We start from the raw sequence: 16,009 nt of genomic DNA, 5'->3' as shown, positions 1-16,009 counted from the left end.
GCCGGGCGGCCAGGGCGTTCGCGCCACGGAAGGGAGGAATGGTCTCTTGGGCGTCGAGAGAGGACTTAAACGTTTTCGGCGCCCGTCCCGTTGGCCCGTGTGGGGAGGGCGACCCGATGCGGCGGGCAACCATCAAGGACATCGCGGCCCTGGCCGGAGTCTCGACGGCCACGGTCTCCAAAGCCCTAAACAACAAGCCCGACGTCTCCGAGGCCACCCGGGCCCGAGTCTGGGAGGCGGCCCGGGCGCTCAACTACCAGCCCAACTCCCTGGCCCGGGGGCTGGTCCGCCAGCGGAGCGGCACCGTCGGCCTCTTCTTCCTGGACCGGGACACCCAAGGCTTCTCCCATCCCTTTGCCGCCCAAGTGATCAGCGGCCTGCTCGACACCCTCACCACCCGCGGTTACCACTGCCTCCTCTTCAGCACCCCTGGCAACCCCGCCACCCCTGAGCACCCCGTCTCCTACTTGAACCTCTGCCGCCAGTGGCAGGTGGAGGGGGCCGTCTTCATGGGCCTCCAGCTGGGGGATCCCGCCCTGGAGGAACTGGCCCAGTGCGAGCTGCCGCTGGTCTCCATCGACGTCCCCCTGCCCGCGCCCCGGGCCACCCTGGTCACCATTGACAACCGCCGGGCCATGGAGGAGGCGGTCGCCTACCTGGCGGGCTTGGGCCACCGCCGGCTGGCTTTCGTCAACGGGCACATGCGGGCTTTCGTGAGCCAAGAGCGCTTGGAGGGCTTCCGGTCCGGCGCGGCCAAGGCGGGCCTGCCGGTACCGGAGGAGTGGGTGGTCATCTCGGACTTCACCGAACCGGGCGGCTACCGGGCCACCTGGGGGCTGCTCCGCCAGCCCCAGCGCCCCACGGCCGTCCTCTACGCCTCAGATTTGATGGCCATCGGCGGGTATCGGGCTGCCCAGGAAGCGGGGCTTGCCATCCCCCGGGACCTGTCCATCGTCGGCTTCGACGACATCGACCAGGCCGGGCAGCTCGATCCCCCGTTGACCACCATTCACCAGGAGCGGTATGAGCTGGGGCGGTCAGCGGCCCGCGCGCTCCTGGAGGCTCTGGACCATGGGGCCAGCCCGGCCCGGATCCAGGTGCCCTGGTGGCTCGAGCGTCGAGCCTCCTGCGGGCCGCCAGCCGCCTAAACCATGAGGACCAACCCATCGGGGAGGTGCGCTTCATGCGGAAGTGGCAGCGCAGCCTGGTGGTCGTCTCGCTGGTTGCCTGGGTGGGCCTCGCCCTGACAGGGGCCGCGGCAGCCCAGACCCCGGTCCGGGTCTCGGGCTGGGGCGGCACGGACCTGGCCATCGTGGAGGAGCTGATCGCCCGGTTCGTCCGACCGGCGGTGGAGGCCGAGGGAATCCAGGTCATCTACGAACCCGTCGCCGACTCCTTCGATACCTATCTCTACAACGCCCTGTCGGCGGGAACGGCACCCGATCTGTTCTACGTGGACATCTTCTGGTCCGAACCCCTCTTCCGGGCCGGCCAGGTGGAGCCTCTCAACCAGTACTTGACCGCCTCCAACCGGCTGAGCGCCGACGACATCATCCCCAACCTGCTGGAGGGCTTCACCATCGACGGCCAGATCTACGGCATCCCCAAGGACATGAACACCCTGGCCGTCATCTACAACAAGGACCTCTTCGACGAGGCGGGCGTCCCCTATCCCGACGAGAACGATGACTGGAACACCTTCACCGAGAAGCTCCGGCGAGTGGTGGAGGCGACGGGGGTGGAAGGCACCGGACCAGGCGCCCAACCTGCGCTACGGCGCCGCCCCCATGCCCAAAGCTCCCAACACGGGCCAGCGGGGGAACATCATCTACACCGTCTCCTGGTCCATCAACGCCGCCTCCAAGGTGAAGGCGGAGGCCTTCCGGGTGCTGGAGGAGCTGACCAGCCCCGAGGCCCAGCAGTGGGTGTTGGAGCGGGGCCTGGCCATCCCCAGCCGGGCCGCCCTGGCCGACAACCCCTACTTCGATGAGGCGACGGCCGAAGCCCAGGCCAACCGGATCATCTTCGAGGGCGCCTCGGACGGCTTCGTCTATCCCTTCAAGTTCCGCCAGTACGGCGGCGACTGGATGCGGCCCATCGACGATGCCCTGAGCGCGGTGATGAACGGCGAGCTCTCGGCTGAGGAGGCCCTGCGGGAGGCCCAGGAGCGCCTGGATCACCTCACGGGCCGGTAAGTCCTGGGGGCCGCCCCGGGGCGGGGCCCGGGGCGGCCCCTCCCGCTGCTGAGAACGTTGGAGAAGGGAGGCCTGGAGATGCGCCTGTCGCGCCGGGCCCGGGAAGCCGCCTGGAGCTACCTGTTCCTGGCGCCCTTCCTCTTCACCCTGGGCGTCTTCTTCCTGTACGCGTTCCTCCGCACCCTCTACTTCAGCTTCACCGAGTATGACCTCTTCGCCGCGCCCCGCTGGATCGGCCTGGAGAACTACCGCCAGCTCTTCGGAGAACGGCTCTTCCTCACCGCCCTGCGGAACACCATCCTCTACTCGGTGGTGGTCACCCTCAGCCAGACGGTGCTGGCTCTGGCCCTGGCTGTCGCCTTGAACCAGAAGCTCCGGGGCTTGACCTTCTTCCGGTCTCTGTACTACATGCCGAGCATCACCTCCAGCGTGGTCATCACCCTCATCTTCATGTGGCTCTTCCAGCGGGGCGGCGCCATCAACTACCTGATCACCGTGGCCCGCCAGCACGGGCGCACGGTCCTGGTGTTCGTCGCCCTCGTGGCGGCAGCCCAGTTCATCCAGGTGGTCTGGGAGCGCCGGCGAGGGCTGCCCGCCCGGCCGCTGGATCCCGCGCTCCTGGTCGTCTCCCTCCTGGTGGGGCTGGCGGGCACCTGGCTCCTCTCCACCTGGGTCTACCAGCCAGCGGAAGGGGTGGCGGCGCAGCAGATCAACTGGCTCAACACCCGACGCCGGTGGCCTGCGGCCTGGGGGGCGCCCATCCCCCTCATCGCCATCATGATGCTCAACATCTGGACGACGGCGCCCACCTTCATGCTCCTCTTCTTAGCGGGGCTGCAGGATGTGCCCCGGGAGCTGTACGAGGCGGCGGCGGTGGACGGGGCCACCCGCTGGGTCGCTTTCACCCAGGTGACCCTGCCCCACCTCCAGCCCGTCATCTTCCTGGTGGTCACCCTGGGGCTCATCGGGACCCTCCAGATGTTCGACCAGGTAGCCATTCTGGGCGACCAGGCGCCCCTGGAGTCGGTGATCACCCTGGCCTACTACGTCTACCACTGGGTCTTTCCCGGCGGCGCCATGCCCCGGGTGGGGCTGGCCGCGGCCGGTGCGGTCTTCCTGGCCATCCTCACCCTGATCGTGGTGCTCATCCAACGCTGGGTGCTCCGCGCCCAGTAGGGAGGGAGGCTCTTGCCCATGGCTCAGACCACACCTGTCGCCCCAAGCCTCCAACTGACCCCTGATCCCGACTGGATCGCCCGGCGCCGGTGGGCCCGGGCGGGTCTGGTCTACACCCTCCTGCTCCTCCTCTCCATCCTGTTCATGGGGCCCCTCCTCTTCGCCACCCTTTCCAGCCTGAAGGACAACCCCACCGAGTGGCCCCCCAGCCTCACACCTCACCAGCTGTCGCCCCGCAACTGGGTGGCCGCTTACCGGCTGGGCCGGCAAGGCGGGGGCAGCGGGTGGTTCGGAAGCTTCCACCCGGGCCACACCCTCACCATGGAGGTGACCTACCTGGTGCCGGCGGGCTCCCAGGAGCAGATGATCCAGGTGGCCGTCCCCCGCCGGGTGCCGGGAGCGGGGGCGGGGGCGGTGCGGACGGGCCCCTTCGCCTCGGACGTGGCCGTCGTCTCACCCGTGGAGGTCATCCGGCGGGAAGAGCGGGAGGATGGAGTGGCCGTCACCTACCGCTTCAGCATCACCAACGGCTCGGAGGATGTGGTGGTGGACCGGGTGCCCCTGGACGTCACCAAGCCCCAAGAGTACGTCCTCCTGGACAGCACCCTGCCGCCCAACCGGGTGGAGCGGCGGGGGCGGGTCCACAGCTGGAACAACGTGACCAGCGGTGTGATCCCCTACGTCTTCTACAACTACCACCGGGTCTTCACCGAGAACTACTCCCGCACCACGGGGCGCAACCTCTTCCTGACCTGGATCGGCAACTCCTTCCTGGTGGCGGGCATCAAGGTGCTGAGCACCCTGGCCTTCGCCTCCCTGGCCGGCTACGCGCTGGCCCGGATGCGTTTCCCGGGAAAGAACGCCCTCTTCGTCTTCATGCTCTTCTCCATGATGCTGCCCAACCAGGTCCTCTTCATCTCCAACTACCTGGTCCTGCGGGATGGCATCTTCGGCCTGAGCCGGCTCTGGGGCGGCGGAAGCCTCCTCAACACCTTCACGGGCCTGATCCTCTCGGGGCTGGTGGGCTCCAGCGCCGTCTTCATCATGCGCCAGTTCTTCATCTCCCTCCCCCGGGAGCTGGAGGAATCGGCCCGGATCGACGGCGCCACCCCTTGGCAGACCTTCACCCGGGTGGTCTTGCCCCTGGCCAAGCCGGCCCTGGGCGCGCTCACCATCTTGACCTTCCAGGGGGCCTGGAACGATTTCTTCTGGCCCCTGGTGGTGCTGACCGCGCCCCAGGACAAGTTCACCCTGACGGTGGGACTCCTCTCCTTCCGGCTCACCTACGGGGTCGCCTTCGATTGGGGGCCCATCCTGGCCGGTGCCGTCATCTCCGCGGTCCCCATCATCATCCTCTTCGCGGTCTTCCAACGCTCCTTCGTGGAGGGGATCAGCTTCACGGGCATCAAGGGCTAGGCGAACGCAGGAGCGGGCCAAAGAAAAGGGTCGGCCCAGGCCATCACCCGGCCTGGGCCGACTTCTCCCCATGCTGCTGCTTCGGTGGTCCCAACCAGGACTACTCGCCGCCGGAGCCTCAGGCGATCAGGGTGAGCGCCCCCCTCCCCGACAGGGTGCCGAGGACCGCGCCCGCGAGGACGTCCGAGGGGTAATGGTGCCCGAGGTACATGCGGGAGAAGGCCACCAGGGAGGCGAGAAGGATCAGGACAGGCGCCAGGCCCGGGTTGGCTGCGGAGAGGACCACCGCCATGCTGGTGGCGGAGGTGGTGTGCCCGCTGGGGAAGGAGTGGTCGAGCAGCGGCGCGACGATCCCCCGGCTCCCCTCCACCACCAAGTAGGGCCGGTCCCGCTGGACCAGATGCTTCAGAAGCTGGACCAGCAGGTGGCTCCCGCCCACGGCGGCCACCATCCGCCAGCCCCACGGGTGGTGGAGCCGGGGATGGAAGAGGTAGAGGGCGCAAAGACCGATGCTGGGGAGCGGGCCGGCCAGCTCTGTCACCAGCCGCATGGTGCGGTCCAGCCACCGCCGGGCCAGGCGGATGTGCAGGGTGGCGAAGAGGGCCAGCTCCCGCTGCTTCAGCCACCGGGTGAGCCCCTGCACCCGGGGCGCCCCTGGCTCATACGGCTTTTCCAGCGCTGCTCCCCACTTTCGCTCAGAATGGGGCCCCTCCCGCCGGGGACGCCGGCCGGGGGCCTCTGGCCTCCATAAGGATGGCCGGCGGGCGGGCTGACTCATCGCGGCCCGGGAAGGTCGCCCCGCCCAGCCCGCCCGGTGGCGGCCGTCCGGCTGGGCCGGGTCCAGGCCCCGACTAGAAGCCCCGACCCAGGCCGAAGGCGAACCCGGCGTAACTGGTGGCCTCCACGAAGGTGTACAATTGCGGGTTCAGGTTGTAGCGGAGGCCCATGAGGAGGTAGAGGGCACCGCCCCCATTCTTTTCCTGGACCGTCAGGTTGAAGCCCCCGCCCACATACAGGTGGAGGTCCTGGCTGGCGAGGTTGGGGTCCATCAGCTCATCGAGCTGGTAGACCGCACCCAGACCGGTCATGAGCCCGTCCTTGTGGATGCCGAGGTGGATCCGGCCCTCCAGGGGGTCGAAGCTCGTGGGGAATTCCACCGAGCCGTGAAGGGCCAGATCGTAGGTCAGCCCGATCTGCCCCCGCGCCGCCGACGCCCCGGCGGGGGCGCACGCGAGAAACACCATCAGGGCCAACACCAGAACGGCAGCACGGCGAATGGCCAGCTCTGCTCCCTCCCACCCAACTCCCCGCCCAGCCCCGGGGGTGGCATGATGCTCCCGTAAAACTACGCCTCAGGGGGGGTCGATTCCTTTCATACACCGGGGAAGGGGCGGTGAGGGGCCAGCCCGGGCCGCAGGCCAGCCGGGCCCGAGCCGGCCCGGGGGCTCAGATGGTCCCCAGTTGGACCAGCTTGGCCACGTAGAGGGCGTACGCGGCCAGGACGGCGGCGGCCAAGCCCCGCCCCATCCGCCGCCGGCCGACGGAGAAGGTGACCAAGAGGACCAGGCCAAAGAGGAAGCTGACGGGGAGGTCCAGCCGGAGGGTCTGGTCCAGGATGGGCAAGGGCGCGGCAAGGCTGGCGCCCGAAAGAACCCAGGTCAGGTCGAGGATGTTGGCCCCCACGATGTTCCCCGCGGAGAGGTCGGGATGGCCTTTCCGGGCCGTGGAGATGGCGGTGACCAACTCGGGCAGGGAGGTGCCCACCGAGACCAGGGTGAGGGCGATAAGCATCTCGGGCACCCCCAGGAGCTCCGCCAGGGTCACTCCGTTGGTGACCACCAGACGGCTCCCCACCACGACCAAGATCCCGCCCAGGAGGAAGAGGGCCACGTTCCGGGGCAGATGGGCCCGGTCCGTGTGAACTAAGACATCCACGTCAGCCTGCTCCTCCCCACTCTTGGCCCGCCAGTACTGGTACCCCAGGTAGGCGATGGTGGCCACGAGCAGGATCAGGCCGTCCCTCGCTGAGAGGAAGCGGTCCCGACCGAGGAGCCAGATGAGCGCCATGGCCCCCAGCATGAGAACGGTGTTGATCCGGAAGCCCCGGGTCTTGATGACGATGGGGTGGATGATGGCCGCCACGGCCAGAATCAGCCCCATGTTGGCAATGGTGGAACCCACCGCGTTCCCCACCGCGGTGTCGGGCGAACCTGAGAGGGAGGCGATGAGGGAGACGGTGAACTCGGGGATGGTGGTGGCCAGGCTGACAATGGTGGCGCCGATCAGCACCTTGGGCAGCCTGGTATACGACGCGAACCAAATGGCCGAGTCGGCGAACCAGTCACCACCCTTGACGATGAACAAGATGCCCAGCCCGAAGAGAAGAATGGTTAGTATGATGGATTCCAATGAAATGCCTCCATATCGTTGTGAAGTAAAATAGAGGTAAAGATGCCAACCTCATCCTATCCCTCCAACCCCCACGGCGCAAGCGCCAGCCCGTGGCGGTGGCCCCGGGGCCCGATGGGGCCAGGACGACAGGGCAGGAGGTTTGCCATGGACCTGCGCCAGCTCCAGAAAGAGGTCGCCCGGTGGATTGAACGCACCCCCGAGGGGTACTGGCCGCCTCTGGCCAACCTGGCCCGGCTGGTGGAAGAGACGGGCGAACTGGCCCGTGCCCTCAATATCGGGTACGGATCCAAAACCCTGAAGCCTGGTGAACCACCGCCCTGTCTGGCAGAAGAGATGGGCGATCTCCTCTTCACCCTCCTGGTTCTGGCCAACCAGACGGGGGTCGATTTGGAGCAGGCCCTGATCGCCACCCTGGACCGGTACGAACGACGGCGCCAGTCGGGAGGCGGCTCCCGGAACACCGAGACCCCCCGGTTCTTACCCTAAGGTGAGGCAGCACCACTCGGGGGGATACCTGGATGAAGTTTGATGCGGCGGCCGACCTGCTTGCGGCCATGAAACCCTTCGTGCGGACCGACATGGAGCCCCGCCTGGATGGTCTGGAACGGCTGGTCCGCACCAGCACCCACCTGAGAGGCCAACTCCACGCCGTGCGGGATGTCCTGCCCCCACCCCGGCGCCGGGCCTCGCGGCGCCTTCTGGCCACCGGCAACCCCTCGGATCCGGGGGCCCCGGAGGCGGCAGACGAAGGCTCCCTGGCGGTCGCCGCCCTCCCACCGGAAGAGGACGAGGCTGGCGGCCTTGAGGCGGCCAGCCAGCCTGACCCGCCCCGCGCCGAGCGCGGAACCCCGCTGCTCTTCCTCCTGCTCCTCCTCCTCTTGGCCCGGTGAAAGCCCTGCCCGTTGGGGCCCTGGGCTCCCCGGTCCGAGGACCCAGCGGAGCCCGGGCGCGCTTCCCGTCGCTCCGGGCCACCACCCGCGGCCCTGCCTCGCCCAAGGGCCCCCAGCATACTTGACCATTCCGGGCTGGATTCATAGAATAGCCCTGAACCACCAGCACCGAAGATCCCATACAGAATTGTAGGCGATGATATGAAACCTGCGGAACACACCCAACCTCACGTGCCAGATGCTGCGACCGAGTACCCAACCATCCTGGACACCATCGGCCGGACGCCCGTCGTCCGCCTGCAGCGGATCGGCCCGAACCCGCCCGGCACCCCGGGCCCGACCATCTTGGTCAAGCTGGAAGCCCGGAACCCGGGGGGCAGCGTCAAGGACCGGCCCGCGTTGGCCATGATCTCTGCCGCCGAGGCCGCCGGCCGGCTCAAGCCCGGCGACACGGTGATTGAGCCCACCAGCGGCAACACCGGCGTGGGGCTGGCGGTGGTCTGCGCGGCCAAAGGCTACCGGCTCATCTTGACCATGCCCGAGGGGATGAGTGAGGAGCGGCGGAGGCTCTTCCGGCTCCTGGGGGCCGAGCTGATCGAAACGCCGCGGATTGAGGGGATGGCCGGCGCCATCCACAAGGCCAACGAGCTGGTGGAGAAGCATGGGTACTTCATGCCCATGCAGTTCGAGAACCCAGCCAACCCCCAGATCCACCGGGAGACCACGGCCCAGGAGATCCTGGAGGCGACGGGGGGGAAGCTGGACGTCTTCGTCGCCGGGGTGGGTACGGGCGGCACCCTCACCGGGGTGGGCGAGGTGCTGAAGGAGAAGATTCCCGGCGTCCGGGTGGTCGCCGTGGAGCCAGCCCAGTCCGCGGTCCTTTCGGGTGGTCCCCGGGGCCTCCACCGGATCCAGGGCCTGGGGGCAGGGTTCGTCCCTGGGGTGCTCAACCGGGAGATCATCGACCGAATCATCCCGATCAGCGACGAAGACGCCTTTGAGATGACCCTCCGCCTCGCCCGGGAGGAGGGGATCCTGGCCGGGATCTCCTCCGGCGCCGCGGTGACGGCAGCCGTGGAGGTGGCCCGGGAACTCCAGCCGGGCCAGACGGTGCTGGCCGTGCTGCCGGACACGGGCGAGCGTTACTTGAGCGTACTGGAGGCCTAAAGGCATGAAGGTGACGGAGGAGGTCCACCGGCAGATGGTCCAGCATGCCTACGCCGGGAGCCCCTTGGAAGCGTGCGGCATCCTGGGTGGGCACGGGGACCTGGCCGACCGCTTCTTCCCCACCACCAACGCGCAGCAGAGCCGGGTGGGCTACGCCATCCCGGAGAAGGAGATCCTCCAAGTGATGCGCACCCTCGACCGGGAGGGGGCGGACCTGGTCGGCATCTTCCACTCCCACCCGGCCACGCCCGCCTATCCGTCGTCCACCGACATCCGGCTGGCCTACTACCCCGACGCCTTCTACGTCATCTGCTCCCTTCAGAATCCCCGCCGGCCGGTGATCCGAGCCTTCCGCATCCGCAACGGCACCGTCAAGGAAGAGCCCATCGAGATCATCCGCCAGCCGCCCCTGGTTTCCGGGCGGGGGGAGTGAAAGGGAGGGCGTCGTCATGGTCGAGGTGTACATCCCCACACCCTTCCGGGTCCATACGGGGGGCACGGCCCGAGTGCAGCTGGAGGCAGCCACCGTCGGCGAGCTGCTCGCCCGGCTGGTCGACCAGTTCCCCGCCCTGGCCAGCCACGTGCTCACCGAGGAGGGGACCCTGCCCGAGCACCTGAACGTCTTCCTCGACGAGGAGGAGGTGCGGAGCCTCCAGGGCCTGGAGACCCCGCTGGTGGGCGTCCGAGAGGTGGCCCTGGTGCCGGCCATGGCCGGCGGGGCGGCCCCCTTGCTCTCAGCGGCCCAGCTGGTCCGCTACGACCGCCAGATCCGCCTGGATGAGGTGGGGGTCGAGGGCCAGCGGAAGCTCCTGGATGCCCGGGTGCTCCTGGTGGGTGCCGGCGGCCTGGGGTCGCCGGCAGCTATCTACCTGGCCGCGGCCGGAGTGGGCACCCTGGGTCTGGTCGACGGGGACCGGGTGGACCGGAGCAACCTGCACCGCCAGCCCCTGCACTTCGACGAGGACGTGGGCCGCCCCAAGACCGAGTCAGCCCGGGAGCACCTGGAGCGGCTCAACCCCGACGTGCGGGTGATCGAGCACCGGGAGGTCCTCACCTCGGAGAACGCGCTCCAGATCCTTCGCAACTACGACGTGGTGGTCAACGGGTGCGACAACTTCCCCACCCGGTACCTGGTCAATGACGCCTGCGTCCTCTTGGGCAAGCCCCTCGTCGACGCGAGCATCCTCAAGTTTGAAGGCCAGTGCACCGTCTACCTGCCGGGGCAGGGGTGCTACCGCTGCCTCTTCCCCAGCCCGCCGCCGCCGGGTTCGGTGCCTAGTTGCGCGGAGGCGGGGATCATCGGCGCCCTGGCCGGACACATGGGCACCCTCCAAGCCCTGGAGGCCATCAAGGTGATCTTGGGGATCGGCGAGAGCCTGGCGGGCCGGATGGTCGTCTTCGACGCGCTGGAAGGCCGCTACCGCCAGCTCCGGTTCCGTCGGAACCCTGACTGCCCGGTCTGCGGCGACCGGCCCACCATCACCCAGCTCATCGACTACGAAGCCTTCTGCGGCGTCCCCCAGCCGAAGGCGACGGTGGAACCCCTGGCCGCCCCGAACGGGCAGGCGGCCCCGAACGGTCACGGGGAGGCGCCTCGGCCCCAGCCCCGGCCCGCCCCCGAAGGGGCGCCCGCGGTGGTCCTGCCCGATGAGCCCCCGGAGGTGGTGGCCGTCCGCCGGGCGGGTTGGAGCCTGGAGCCCGAGGCCGCCCAGGCCAAGCTCGCCGATCCCCAGGTCCTGTGGCTGGACGTCCGGGGGCCCGATGAGCACCGCCTGATCCGGATCCCCGGGGCCACCCTCATCCCCCTGGACCAGCTGCCCGCCAAGCTCGCCGCCCTGGATCCCCAGCGGGAGACGGTCGTCATCTGCCGCACCGGGCACCGGAGCGCGCTCGCGACCCGGTTCTTGCGGGCCCGGGGCTTCACCCAGGTGTACAACCTGGAGGGCGGCCTGGTCCAGTGGGTCAACTACGGCTTCCCCACCGAACGAGGAGCGCCTGCTGCCGCTCAGCGGCCGTCGTCCTGACCCGACTTTTCCGCCGCTAGCCGGGCCCGGGTCGCCTCGATCCGGGCCTCGGCCCGGGCCACGTACTCGGGCTCGATCTCGTAGCCGACGAAGCGCCGGCCTGTCTCCAGGGCGGCCACCGCCGTGGTGCCCACGCCGGCGAAGGGATCCAGCACCACCTCGCCCTTGTAGGTGTACAGGCGGATGAGGCGCCGGGGGAGCTCCACGGGGAAGGGAGCCGGGTGACCCACCCGACGGGCCGACTCGGGATTGAAGCTCCAAATGCTCTGGGTCAGCTCGAGAAACTCATCCCGCTCCAGGGTGGGCTCCCGGCCTTGCCGGGGCCGGTCGAAACGCTCCTTGCTGAAGACCAGGATGTACTCGTGGACATCCCGCAAGGTGGGGTTGGAGGGCGAGAGCCAGCTGCCCCACGCACAAGAGCCCCCCGGCGCGGCGGCCTTGCTCCAGATGATCTCGCCCCGCATGAGGAAGCCGATCCGGAGCATCACCTGGGTGACGTACAGGTGAAGGGGCACGTAGGGCTTCCGTCCCAGATTGGCCACATTGACCGCCGCCCGCCCGCCCGGCACCAAGACCCGGTAGGCCTCCCGGAAGACCGCCTCCAAGAGCTCCAGGTACTCGCTCAGGGAGAGATCCTCATCATACTCCTTCCCCACGTTGTAGGGCGGGGAGGTGACCATCAGGTGGACCGAACGGTCGGGAAGCTGGGTCATCTGGCGAGCATCCTGGCAGAAGATGCGGTTGGTGGCCTCGGGAGGCAAAGGCGTCTCCCCCGGGGAAGGAGCCTCGCCCTGGCCGCTGGCCGGCGGGGACGCCGGCCGCCCGGGCCCGATTCCCTTAGGGAGGGGGATGCCGTCTGGGCTCGATTGGTAGAGCTGGCGGGCGTAAAATGGGCTGGAATCGTGCCCTTCCCGCCGCGAGACGCCGAAGGCGCTGGTCCGGGTGCCCCGGCGGGTCCGCTCCCTCACACCCCTCACCTCGTCCGTTCTCCCGTTATGGGGTTCGTCGTGCAAACAGGCTCTCCCAGGGCGCACGCCACGCCCCGGGAGAGCCTTTCGCGACCGGTTCCGCCCTTTCCTGCCTCGCTCAGGAGAACCCACCCTCACCGGCGGGAGAGGTGGGTGATCCAGCGGGCGATGGTCTCCACCACCTCCGGCGCCACATGCCCCGGATCCTCGTACTCCCCGGGGTGGGAGGGCCCCGTGCCCACCATGAACAGGTGGTTCAACTCGGGAAAGAGGTGGAACTGGACCCCGGCGCGACTGGCCAACCCGGCCTGGAACCGCCGGAAGTCCGCCTCGGTCACCTGGTAATCCCGCCCACCCTGGAGGACCAGCATGGGGAGCTCCAGCTCGCGGGCGACGGCGACCGGGTCCAAGGCGTCCAGCTCTTGCCAGTACGCGGCCGGCGCCCCCAAGATCATGGCCTCCGGCGCTACCGCCCCGCTCACCGCCTGGGCTAAGGCGGTACGGAAGGCCTCCACCTGCGCCTCTTCCTCAGGCGTCACCTGCCCGTCCACCTGGGCCAGGTAGGCGAGCTGCTCGGGCAGGACCTGGGAGACGGGCCGGGCCATGGGGGCCAGGAGGATCACCCCCGCCAGCTCAGGGGCTCGCCGGGCGATGACCGGAGCCAAGGTACCGCCCAGGCTGTGGCCGGCCAGGTAGATGGGGCCGATCTCCGGCCGGCCCGCCAGGAGCTCCACCGCGGCCAGCGCGTCGGCCACCACCTCGTCTTCCAAGGTGACCTGGGTGGGGTCCAGGCGGGGCCCGTGGACGAAGGTTCGCTTATCGTAGCGGAGCACCGCGATGCCCCGGGTGGCCAGGCCCCACGCCAGATCCCGGAAAGGACGGTTGGGGCCGATCCGCTCGTCCCGATCCTGGGGCCCGGACCCGTGGACCAGCACCACCCCGGGGAAGGGCCCTTCACCCCTGGGGAGGGTGAGGGTCCCGGGCAGCTCGTAGGGCGGCTGGCCGACGGTCACCTCCACCTCGACGAACCGGGACGGGTCGGCGTAGGGTGGAGGCGAAGCGTCCGCCTGAGCCTCGCCGGGCGGGTCTTGGCGGGGCACAACCCAGAACCCGGCAAGCCGGCCCCGGTCGTCGAACGCGTAAAGGAGATCCACCTCGCCGCCGGCGAAGGTGGCCGGCTGGCGCACTTGGACTACTGGCTCCTCCCCGGCCACAAAGGCCTCACCCACCGCCTGTAGGGGTCCCAGCTGGGCCTCCAGGGAGGCCCACACCACGGCCAGCTGGCCCGGGGGCAAGGCCGCGGCCAGGGCCGGGTCGAAGCGGGCTTCCACCTCCTGGAACCGGCCGGCCCGCAGCTGGTCGGTGATCTGGACCGCCCAGGCCAACGGGTCACCCAACGCCTCCGCGGCCCCGGTTAGGCCCGGTCCGACCAGAATCACCATAGCCCACCCCAGAAGGATCCGCCCGAACCGCAGGTCCATCCCCATTCCGCTCCCTCCTGGCCCGGCGTTACCGGGCGTTGATCCGTTGGAAAAGCACCGCCGAGTAGACGGTGGTGACCAGCACCACCACGAGGCTCCCGCCGATGAGCGCGTAGAGGGCCGCAGCCCGGGAGAAGGGCCAGGCCAGCCAGGGGAGGAGGCCGGCCAGCACAAAGAGCCGCCCGCCCAGCCGGTGGGTCCGGCGCCAGACCTCTTCATTGGCCAGGGTCCAGGGGGTGCGGATCCCGACGAAGTAGTTGTGGCGGATCCGCCCCAGGGAGTTGCCCAGGTACACGAAGAGAAGGCTGACACCTAGGGTGACCACCAGCCCCACATCGATGGGCCGCCCCAGGGCCGCGTACAGGGTGACGCCGTGGAGACCGGCGAAGAAGAAGGCCATGAAGACCCGGAACCCCCGGTAGAACCGGATGAAGCGGGGGTAGTTGGCCCGCTTGGGATCCACCAGCGGGAGGAAGAGCAACATGAGGTAGATCCCCACATTCAGCAGGGGAAGGCCGATGGCCCCCCAGAACTTGCCGGCAAACCCATCGGCCTCCCCGTGGAGGTTCCAGTGGATGGGCACCTGCTCCGGCAGGTGGGGGTAGAGCATCAGGCTTGCCACGAAACTGGCCAGAAGGGCGAGCCAGGCAGGCCAATCCCGCCGGGCTTCCTGCCAGTCCACCCGGTACGTCGACGGCTCACTCGCGGACATGGTTGGATCCCTCCCCATGGTCAGATCGGCCCGCTCCGTCCTCCTTCGAGGTGGCGGGGGCCTCGCCTGCCCCGACCAGGTCCATGACCCAGGCCATCACCTCGGCGAAGACGGTGGTGTCCAGGGAGTAGATAATGTGCTGGCCTTCGCGCCGGTCCTCCACCAGCCCCGCCTGTTTCAGGACAGCCAGGTGATGGCTCACGCTCGGCTTGCTGATGGAGAAACCGGCGGCAATCTCGCCGGCCGAGAGATCCCCCTGGGCCAGCATGCGCAAGATCTGGCGGCGGATGGGATCGGACAAGGCTTTGAACACCTGGGTGAGGGACATGGGTGCCCCCCTTACCAAGATAGATATTTAGCTACATGTCGAATCATCGTCCCCAGCATACCACAGGCCCGGGCCACCGTCCAGGCCAGGATGGAAGAGGAGCTCCCGGCGAGACGTGGAATTTGGTACCTCATACCCCGGAGGGCGTCATACGTCGAGCAGGTGTCAGATAAATCTTCCTATAAAAAGGAACCGTTCCGGTTCGCGACGAATCTTATTCGCCAAGTCGCACCTTCGCGATGAAGTCCGCCGGTTCTCCATCATCTTGACGAGGAGGGGCAACGTGACCCAGTACCGTTGGCACGCAGCAGCATTGGTGGTGTTCTTGGCGGCCTTCATGGCTGGCGTACCGACTGTGGCCGCGCAGCAGCACTTCATCAGCATCGCCACGGGTGGCACGGCAGGGACCTACTACCCGCTGGGAGGCGCCCTGGGCGAGATCTACAACCAGCACGTCCCAGGCGTCAACGCGAGCGTGCAAGCCACCGGGGCCTCGGTGGCCAACATCAACATGCTGGCCCAGGGCCAGGTCGAGTTGGCCCTGATCCAGAACGACATCGCCTATTACGCCGCGAACGCCCAGGAGATGTTCCAGCGGCCGGTCACGGCGGTCCAGGGCATTGCCACCCTCTATCCCGAGGTGATCCAGATCATCGCGCGGGCCGACGCGGGGATCCGGTCCATCGAGGATCTGCGCGGGAAGCGGGTGGCGGTGGGTGACGCCGGCTCGGGCACTGAGGCCAACGCCCGCCAGATCCTGGGCGCGGCCGGGATCACCTACAATGACATCAGCGTCCGGTACCTCTCCTTCGCGGAGGCCTCCAGCAACCTGCGGGATGGGCACATCGACGCCGCCTTCGTCACCGCTGGGCTGCCTACCGCGGCCATCCAGGACATTGCGGCCCAACGGGCCATCACCTTGGTTCCCGTGAGCGACGAGCTGGTGGCTCGGCTTCAGGAGGAGTACCCCTTCTACACCCAGGTGGTGGTGCCGGGCGGCACCTACCGGGGCGTGGACCAGGACGTTCAAACGGTGGCCGTCAAGGCGATGCTGGCAGTCCGGGCCGACCTGCCTGAGGACCTGGTCTACAACCTGACCAAGGCCATGTTCGAGAACCTGCCGCGTCTGGCCCAGGCCCACGCCCGGGGAGGCGACGTGAGCCTGGAGACGGCCTTGGACGGCATGTCCATCCCCGTCCACCCCGGTGCGGCTCGGTATTACGCTGAGGCTGGCCTGTAA

Annotated in this window: 18 protein-coding genes; 11 read left to right on the top strand and 7 right to left on the bottom strand. The window is 68.6% G+C overall.

What is annotated here, in order from left to right:
* The first annotated feature begins 116 nt into the window (after nucleotides 1-116).
* From FWJ67_RS02070 to FWJ67_RS02050, 5 genes are all read left to right on the top strand, one after another.
* Complete coding sequence (locus tag FWJ67_RS02070; RefSeq protein ID WP_414482548.1) at nucleotides 117-1,148, top strand: LacI family DNA-binding transcriptional regulator; 1,032 nt, start codon at nucleotides 117-119, stop codon at nucleotides 1,146-1,148.
* Nucleotides 1,149-1,183: 35 nt separating this feature from the next.
* A complete protein-coding gene (locus tag FWJ67_RS02065; protein ID WP_414482547.1) occupies nucleotides 1,184-1,990 on the top strand; it encodes an extracellular solute-binding protein in 807 nt (268 codons plus the stop codon).
* Complete coding sequence (locus FWJ67_RS02060; protein WP_414482546.1) at nucleotides 1,887-2,195, top strand: hypothetical protein; 309 nt, start codon at nucleotides 1,887-1,889, stop codon at nucleotides 2,193-2,195. Before FWJ67_RS02065 ends, FWJ67_RS02060 begins: the two co-directional genes overlap by 104 nt.
* 78 nt (nucleotides 2,196-2,273) lie before the next feature.
* Nucleotides 2,274-3,371 (top strand): carbohydrate ABC transporter permease, encoded by a 1,098-nt coding sequence (locus FWJ67_RS02055; protein ID WP_414482545.1) that lies wholly within the window; start codon nucleotides 2,274-2,276, stop codon nucleotides 3,369-3,371.
* An 18-nt stretch (nucleotides 3,372-3,389) separates the two neighbouring features.
* Nucleotides 3,390-4,787 carry a carbohydrate ABC transporter permease gene (locus FWJ67_RS02050; RefSeq protein WP_304174954.1) on the top strand — a complete coding sequence of 466 codons (1,398 nt, stop codon included), beginning with the start codon at nucleotides 3,390-3,392 and terminating at the stop codon, nucleotides 4,785-4,787.
* 118 nt (nucleotides 4,788-4,905) lie between these two features.
* On the opposite strand, the gene FWJ67_RS02045 is transcribed toward FWJ67_RS02050, so the two are convergent.
* The 3 genes from FWJ67_RS02045 to FWJ67_RS02035 form a co-directional block, all read right to left on the bottom strand.
* Nucleotides 4,906-5,430, bottom strand: coding sequence for a phosphatase PAP2 family protein (locus tag FWJ67_RS02045; RefSeq protein WP_304174952.1), 525 nt, complete (start codon nucleotides 5,428-5,430; stop codon nucleotides 4,906-4,908).
* A 208-nt stretch (nucleotides 5,431-5,638) separates the two neighbouring features.
* Nucleotides 5,639-6,031: a hypothetical protein gene (locus FWJ67_RS02040; RefSeq protein ID WP_414481772.1), complete on the bottom strand. Its 393-nt coding sequence runs from the start codon at nucleotides 6,029-6,031 to the stop codon at nucleotides 5,639-5,641.
* 202 nt (nucleotides 6,032-6,233) lie between these two features.
* A complete protein-coding gene (locus FWJ67_RS02035) occupies nucleotides 6,234-7,196 on the bottom strand; it encodes a calcium/sodium antiporter (RefSeq protein WP_414481771.1) in 963 nt (320 codons plus the stop codon).
* Between the two features lie 147 nt (nucleotides 7,197-7,343).
* Between FWJ67_RS02035 and FWJ67_RS02030 the strand changes: the two genes are divergently transcribed.
* The 5 genes from FWJ67_RS02030 to moeB all read left to right on the top strand — a co-directional run bounded on the left by FWJ67_RS02030 (nucleotide 7,344) and on the right by moeB (nucleotide 11,280).
* Nucleotides 7,344-7,685: a nucleotide pyrophosphohydrolase gene (locus FWJ67_RS02030; protein ID WP_304174948.1), complete on the top strand. Its 342-nt coding sequence runs from the start codon at nucleotides 7,344-7,346 to the stop codon at nucleotides 7,683-7,685.
* A gap of 32 nt (nucleotides 7,686-7,717) precedes the next feature.
* On the top strand, nucleotides 7,718-8,089 hold the full coding sequence (locus FWJ67_RS02025; RefSeq protein WP_304174946.1) for a hypothetical protein: 372 nt from the start codon (nucleotides 7,718-7,720) through the stop codon (nucleotides 8,087-8,089).
* Between the two features lie 231 nt (nucleotides 8,090-8,320).
* Nucleotides 8,321-9,256, top strand: coding sequence for a cysteine synthase A (gene cysK, locus FWJ67_RS02020; RefSeq protein WP_304174944.1), 936 nt, complete (start codon nucleotides 8,321-8,323; stop codon nucleotides 9,254-9,256).
* Nucleotides 9,257-9,260: 4 nt separating this feature from the next.
* A complete protein-coding gene (locus FWJ67_RS02015; RefSeq protein WP_304174942.1) occupies nucleotides 9,261-9,689 on the top strand; it encodes a M67 family metallopeptidase in 429 nt (142 codons plus the stop codon).
* 16 nt (nucleotides 9,690-9,705) lie between these two features.
* Entirely contained in the window at nucleotides 9,706-11,280 is a 1,575-nt protein-coding gene (gene moeB / locus FWJ67_RS02010; RefSeq protein WP_414481770.1) for a molybdopterin-synthase adenylyltransferase MoeB, read from the top strand.
* Here moeB and FWJ67_RS02005 read toward each other — a convergent pair.
* The 4 genes from FWJ67_RS02005 to FWJ67_RS01990 form a co-directional block, all read right to left on the bottom strand.
* Nucleotides 11,262-12,248 (bottom strand): DNA-methyltransferase, encoded by a 987-nt coding sequence (locus FWJ67_RS02005; protein ID WP_304174939.1) that lies wholly within the window; start codon nucleotides 12,246-12,248, stop codon nucleotides 11,262-11,264. The genes moeB and FWJ67_RS02005 overlap by 19 nt on opposite strands.
* Nucleotides 12,249-12,382: 134 nt before the next feature.
* Nucleotides 12,383-13,735 carry a serine aminopeptidase domain-containing protein gene (locus FWJ67_RS02000; protein ID WP_304174936.1) on the bottom strand — a complete coding sequence of 451 codons (1,353 nt, stop codon included), beginning with the start codon at nucleotides 13,733-13,735 and terminating at the stop codon, nucleotides 12,383-12,385.
* Between the two features lie 22 nt (nucleotides 13,736-13,757).
* Nucleotides 13,758-14,441: an SdpI family protein gene (locus FWJ67_RS01995; RefSeq protein WP_414481769.1), complete on the bottom strand. Its 684-nt coding sequence runs from the start codon at nucleotides 14,439-14,441 to the stop codon at nucleotides 13,758-13,760.
* Nucleotides 14,428-14,769, bottom strand: a complete 342-nt coding sequence (locus tag FWJ67_RS01990) for an autorepressor SdpR family transcription factor (protein WP_414481768.1) — start codon at nucleotides 14,767-14,769, stop codon at nucleotides 14,428-14,430. Before FWJ67_RS01990 ends, FWJ67_RS01995 begins: the two co-directional genes overlap by 14 nt.
* A gap of 283 nt (nucleotides 14,770-15,052) precedes the next feature.
* Here FWJ67_RS01990 and FWJ67_RS01985 point away from each other — a divergent pair, with 283 nt between their 5' ends.
* A complete protein-coding gene (locus FWJ67_RS01985; RefSeq protein WP_304174931.1) occupies nucleotides 15,053-16,009 on the top strand; it encodes a TAXI family TRAP transporter solute-binding subunit in 957 nt (318 codons plus the stop codon).

This window comes from Limnochorda sp., assembly GCF_047459355.1.
Lineage (GTDB): Bacteria > Bacillota > Limnochordia > Limnochordales > Limnochordaceae > Limnochorda.
Note: the sequence above shows the minus strand (reverse complement) of the source record. Positions and strands in the feature narration are given on the sequence as shown.

Excerpts from the sequence above, each read along its gene's own strand:
- FWJ67_RS02040 (WP_414481772.1), bottom strand. The coding sequence starts at position 6,031 with ATGGTGTTTCTCGCGTGCGCCCCCGCCGGGGCGTCGGCGGCGCGGGGG.
- FWJ67_RS02065 (WP_414482547.1), top strand. The coding sequence starts at position 1,184 with ATGCGGAAGTGGCAGCGCAGCCTGGTGGTCGTCTCGCTGGTTGCCTGG.
- FWJ67_RS02070 (WP_414482548.1), top strand. The coding sequence starts at position 117 with ATGCGGCGGGCAACCATCAAGGACATCGCGGCCCTGGCCGGAGTCTCG.
- FWJ67_RS01995 (WP_414481769.1), bottom strand. The coding sequence starts at position 14,441 with ATGTCCGCGAGTGAGCCGTCGACGTACCGGGTGGACTGGCAGGAAGCC.
- FWJ67_RS01990 (WP_414481768.1), bottom strand. The coding sequence starts at position 14,769 with ATGTCCCTCACCCAGGTGTTCAAAGCCTTGTCCGATCCCATCCGCCGC.
- FWJ67_RS02015 (WP_304174942.1), top strand. The coding sequence starts at position 9,261 with ATGAAGGTGACGGAGGAGGTCCACCGGCAGATGGTCCAGCATGCCTAC.
- FWJ67_RS02000 (WP_304174936.1), bottom strand. The coding sequence starts at position 13,735 with ATGGGGATGGACCTGCGGTTCGGGCGGATCCTTCTGGGGTGGGCTATG.
- FWJ67_RS02025 (WP_304174946.1), top strand. The coding sequence starts at position 7,718 with ATGAAGTTTGATGCGGCGGCCGACCTGCTTGCGGCCATGAAACCCTTC.
- FWJ67_RS02030 (WP_304174948.1), top strand. The coding sequence starts at position 7,344 with ATGGACCTGCGCCAGCTCCAGAAAGAGGTCGCCCGGTGGATTGAACGC.
- FWJ67_RS02050 (WP_304174954.1), top strand. The coding sequence starts at position 3,390 with ATGGCTCAGACCACACCTGTCGCCCCAAGCCTCCAACTGACCCCTGAT.
- moeB (WP_414481770.1), top strand. The coding sequence starts at position 9,706 with ATGGTCGAGGTGTACATCCCCACACCCTTCCGGGTCCATACGGGGGGC.
- FWJ67_RS02055 (WP_414482545.1), top strand. The coding sequence starts at position 2,274 with ATGCGCCTGTCGCGCCGGGCCCGGGAAGCCGCCTGGAGCTACCTGTTC.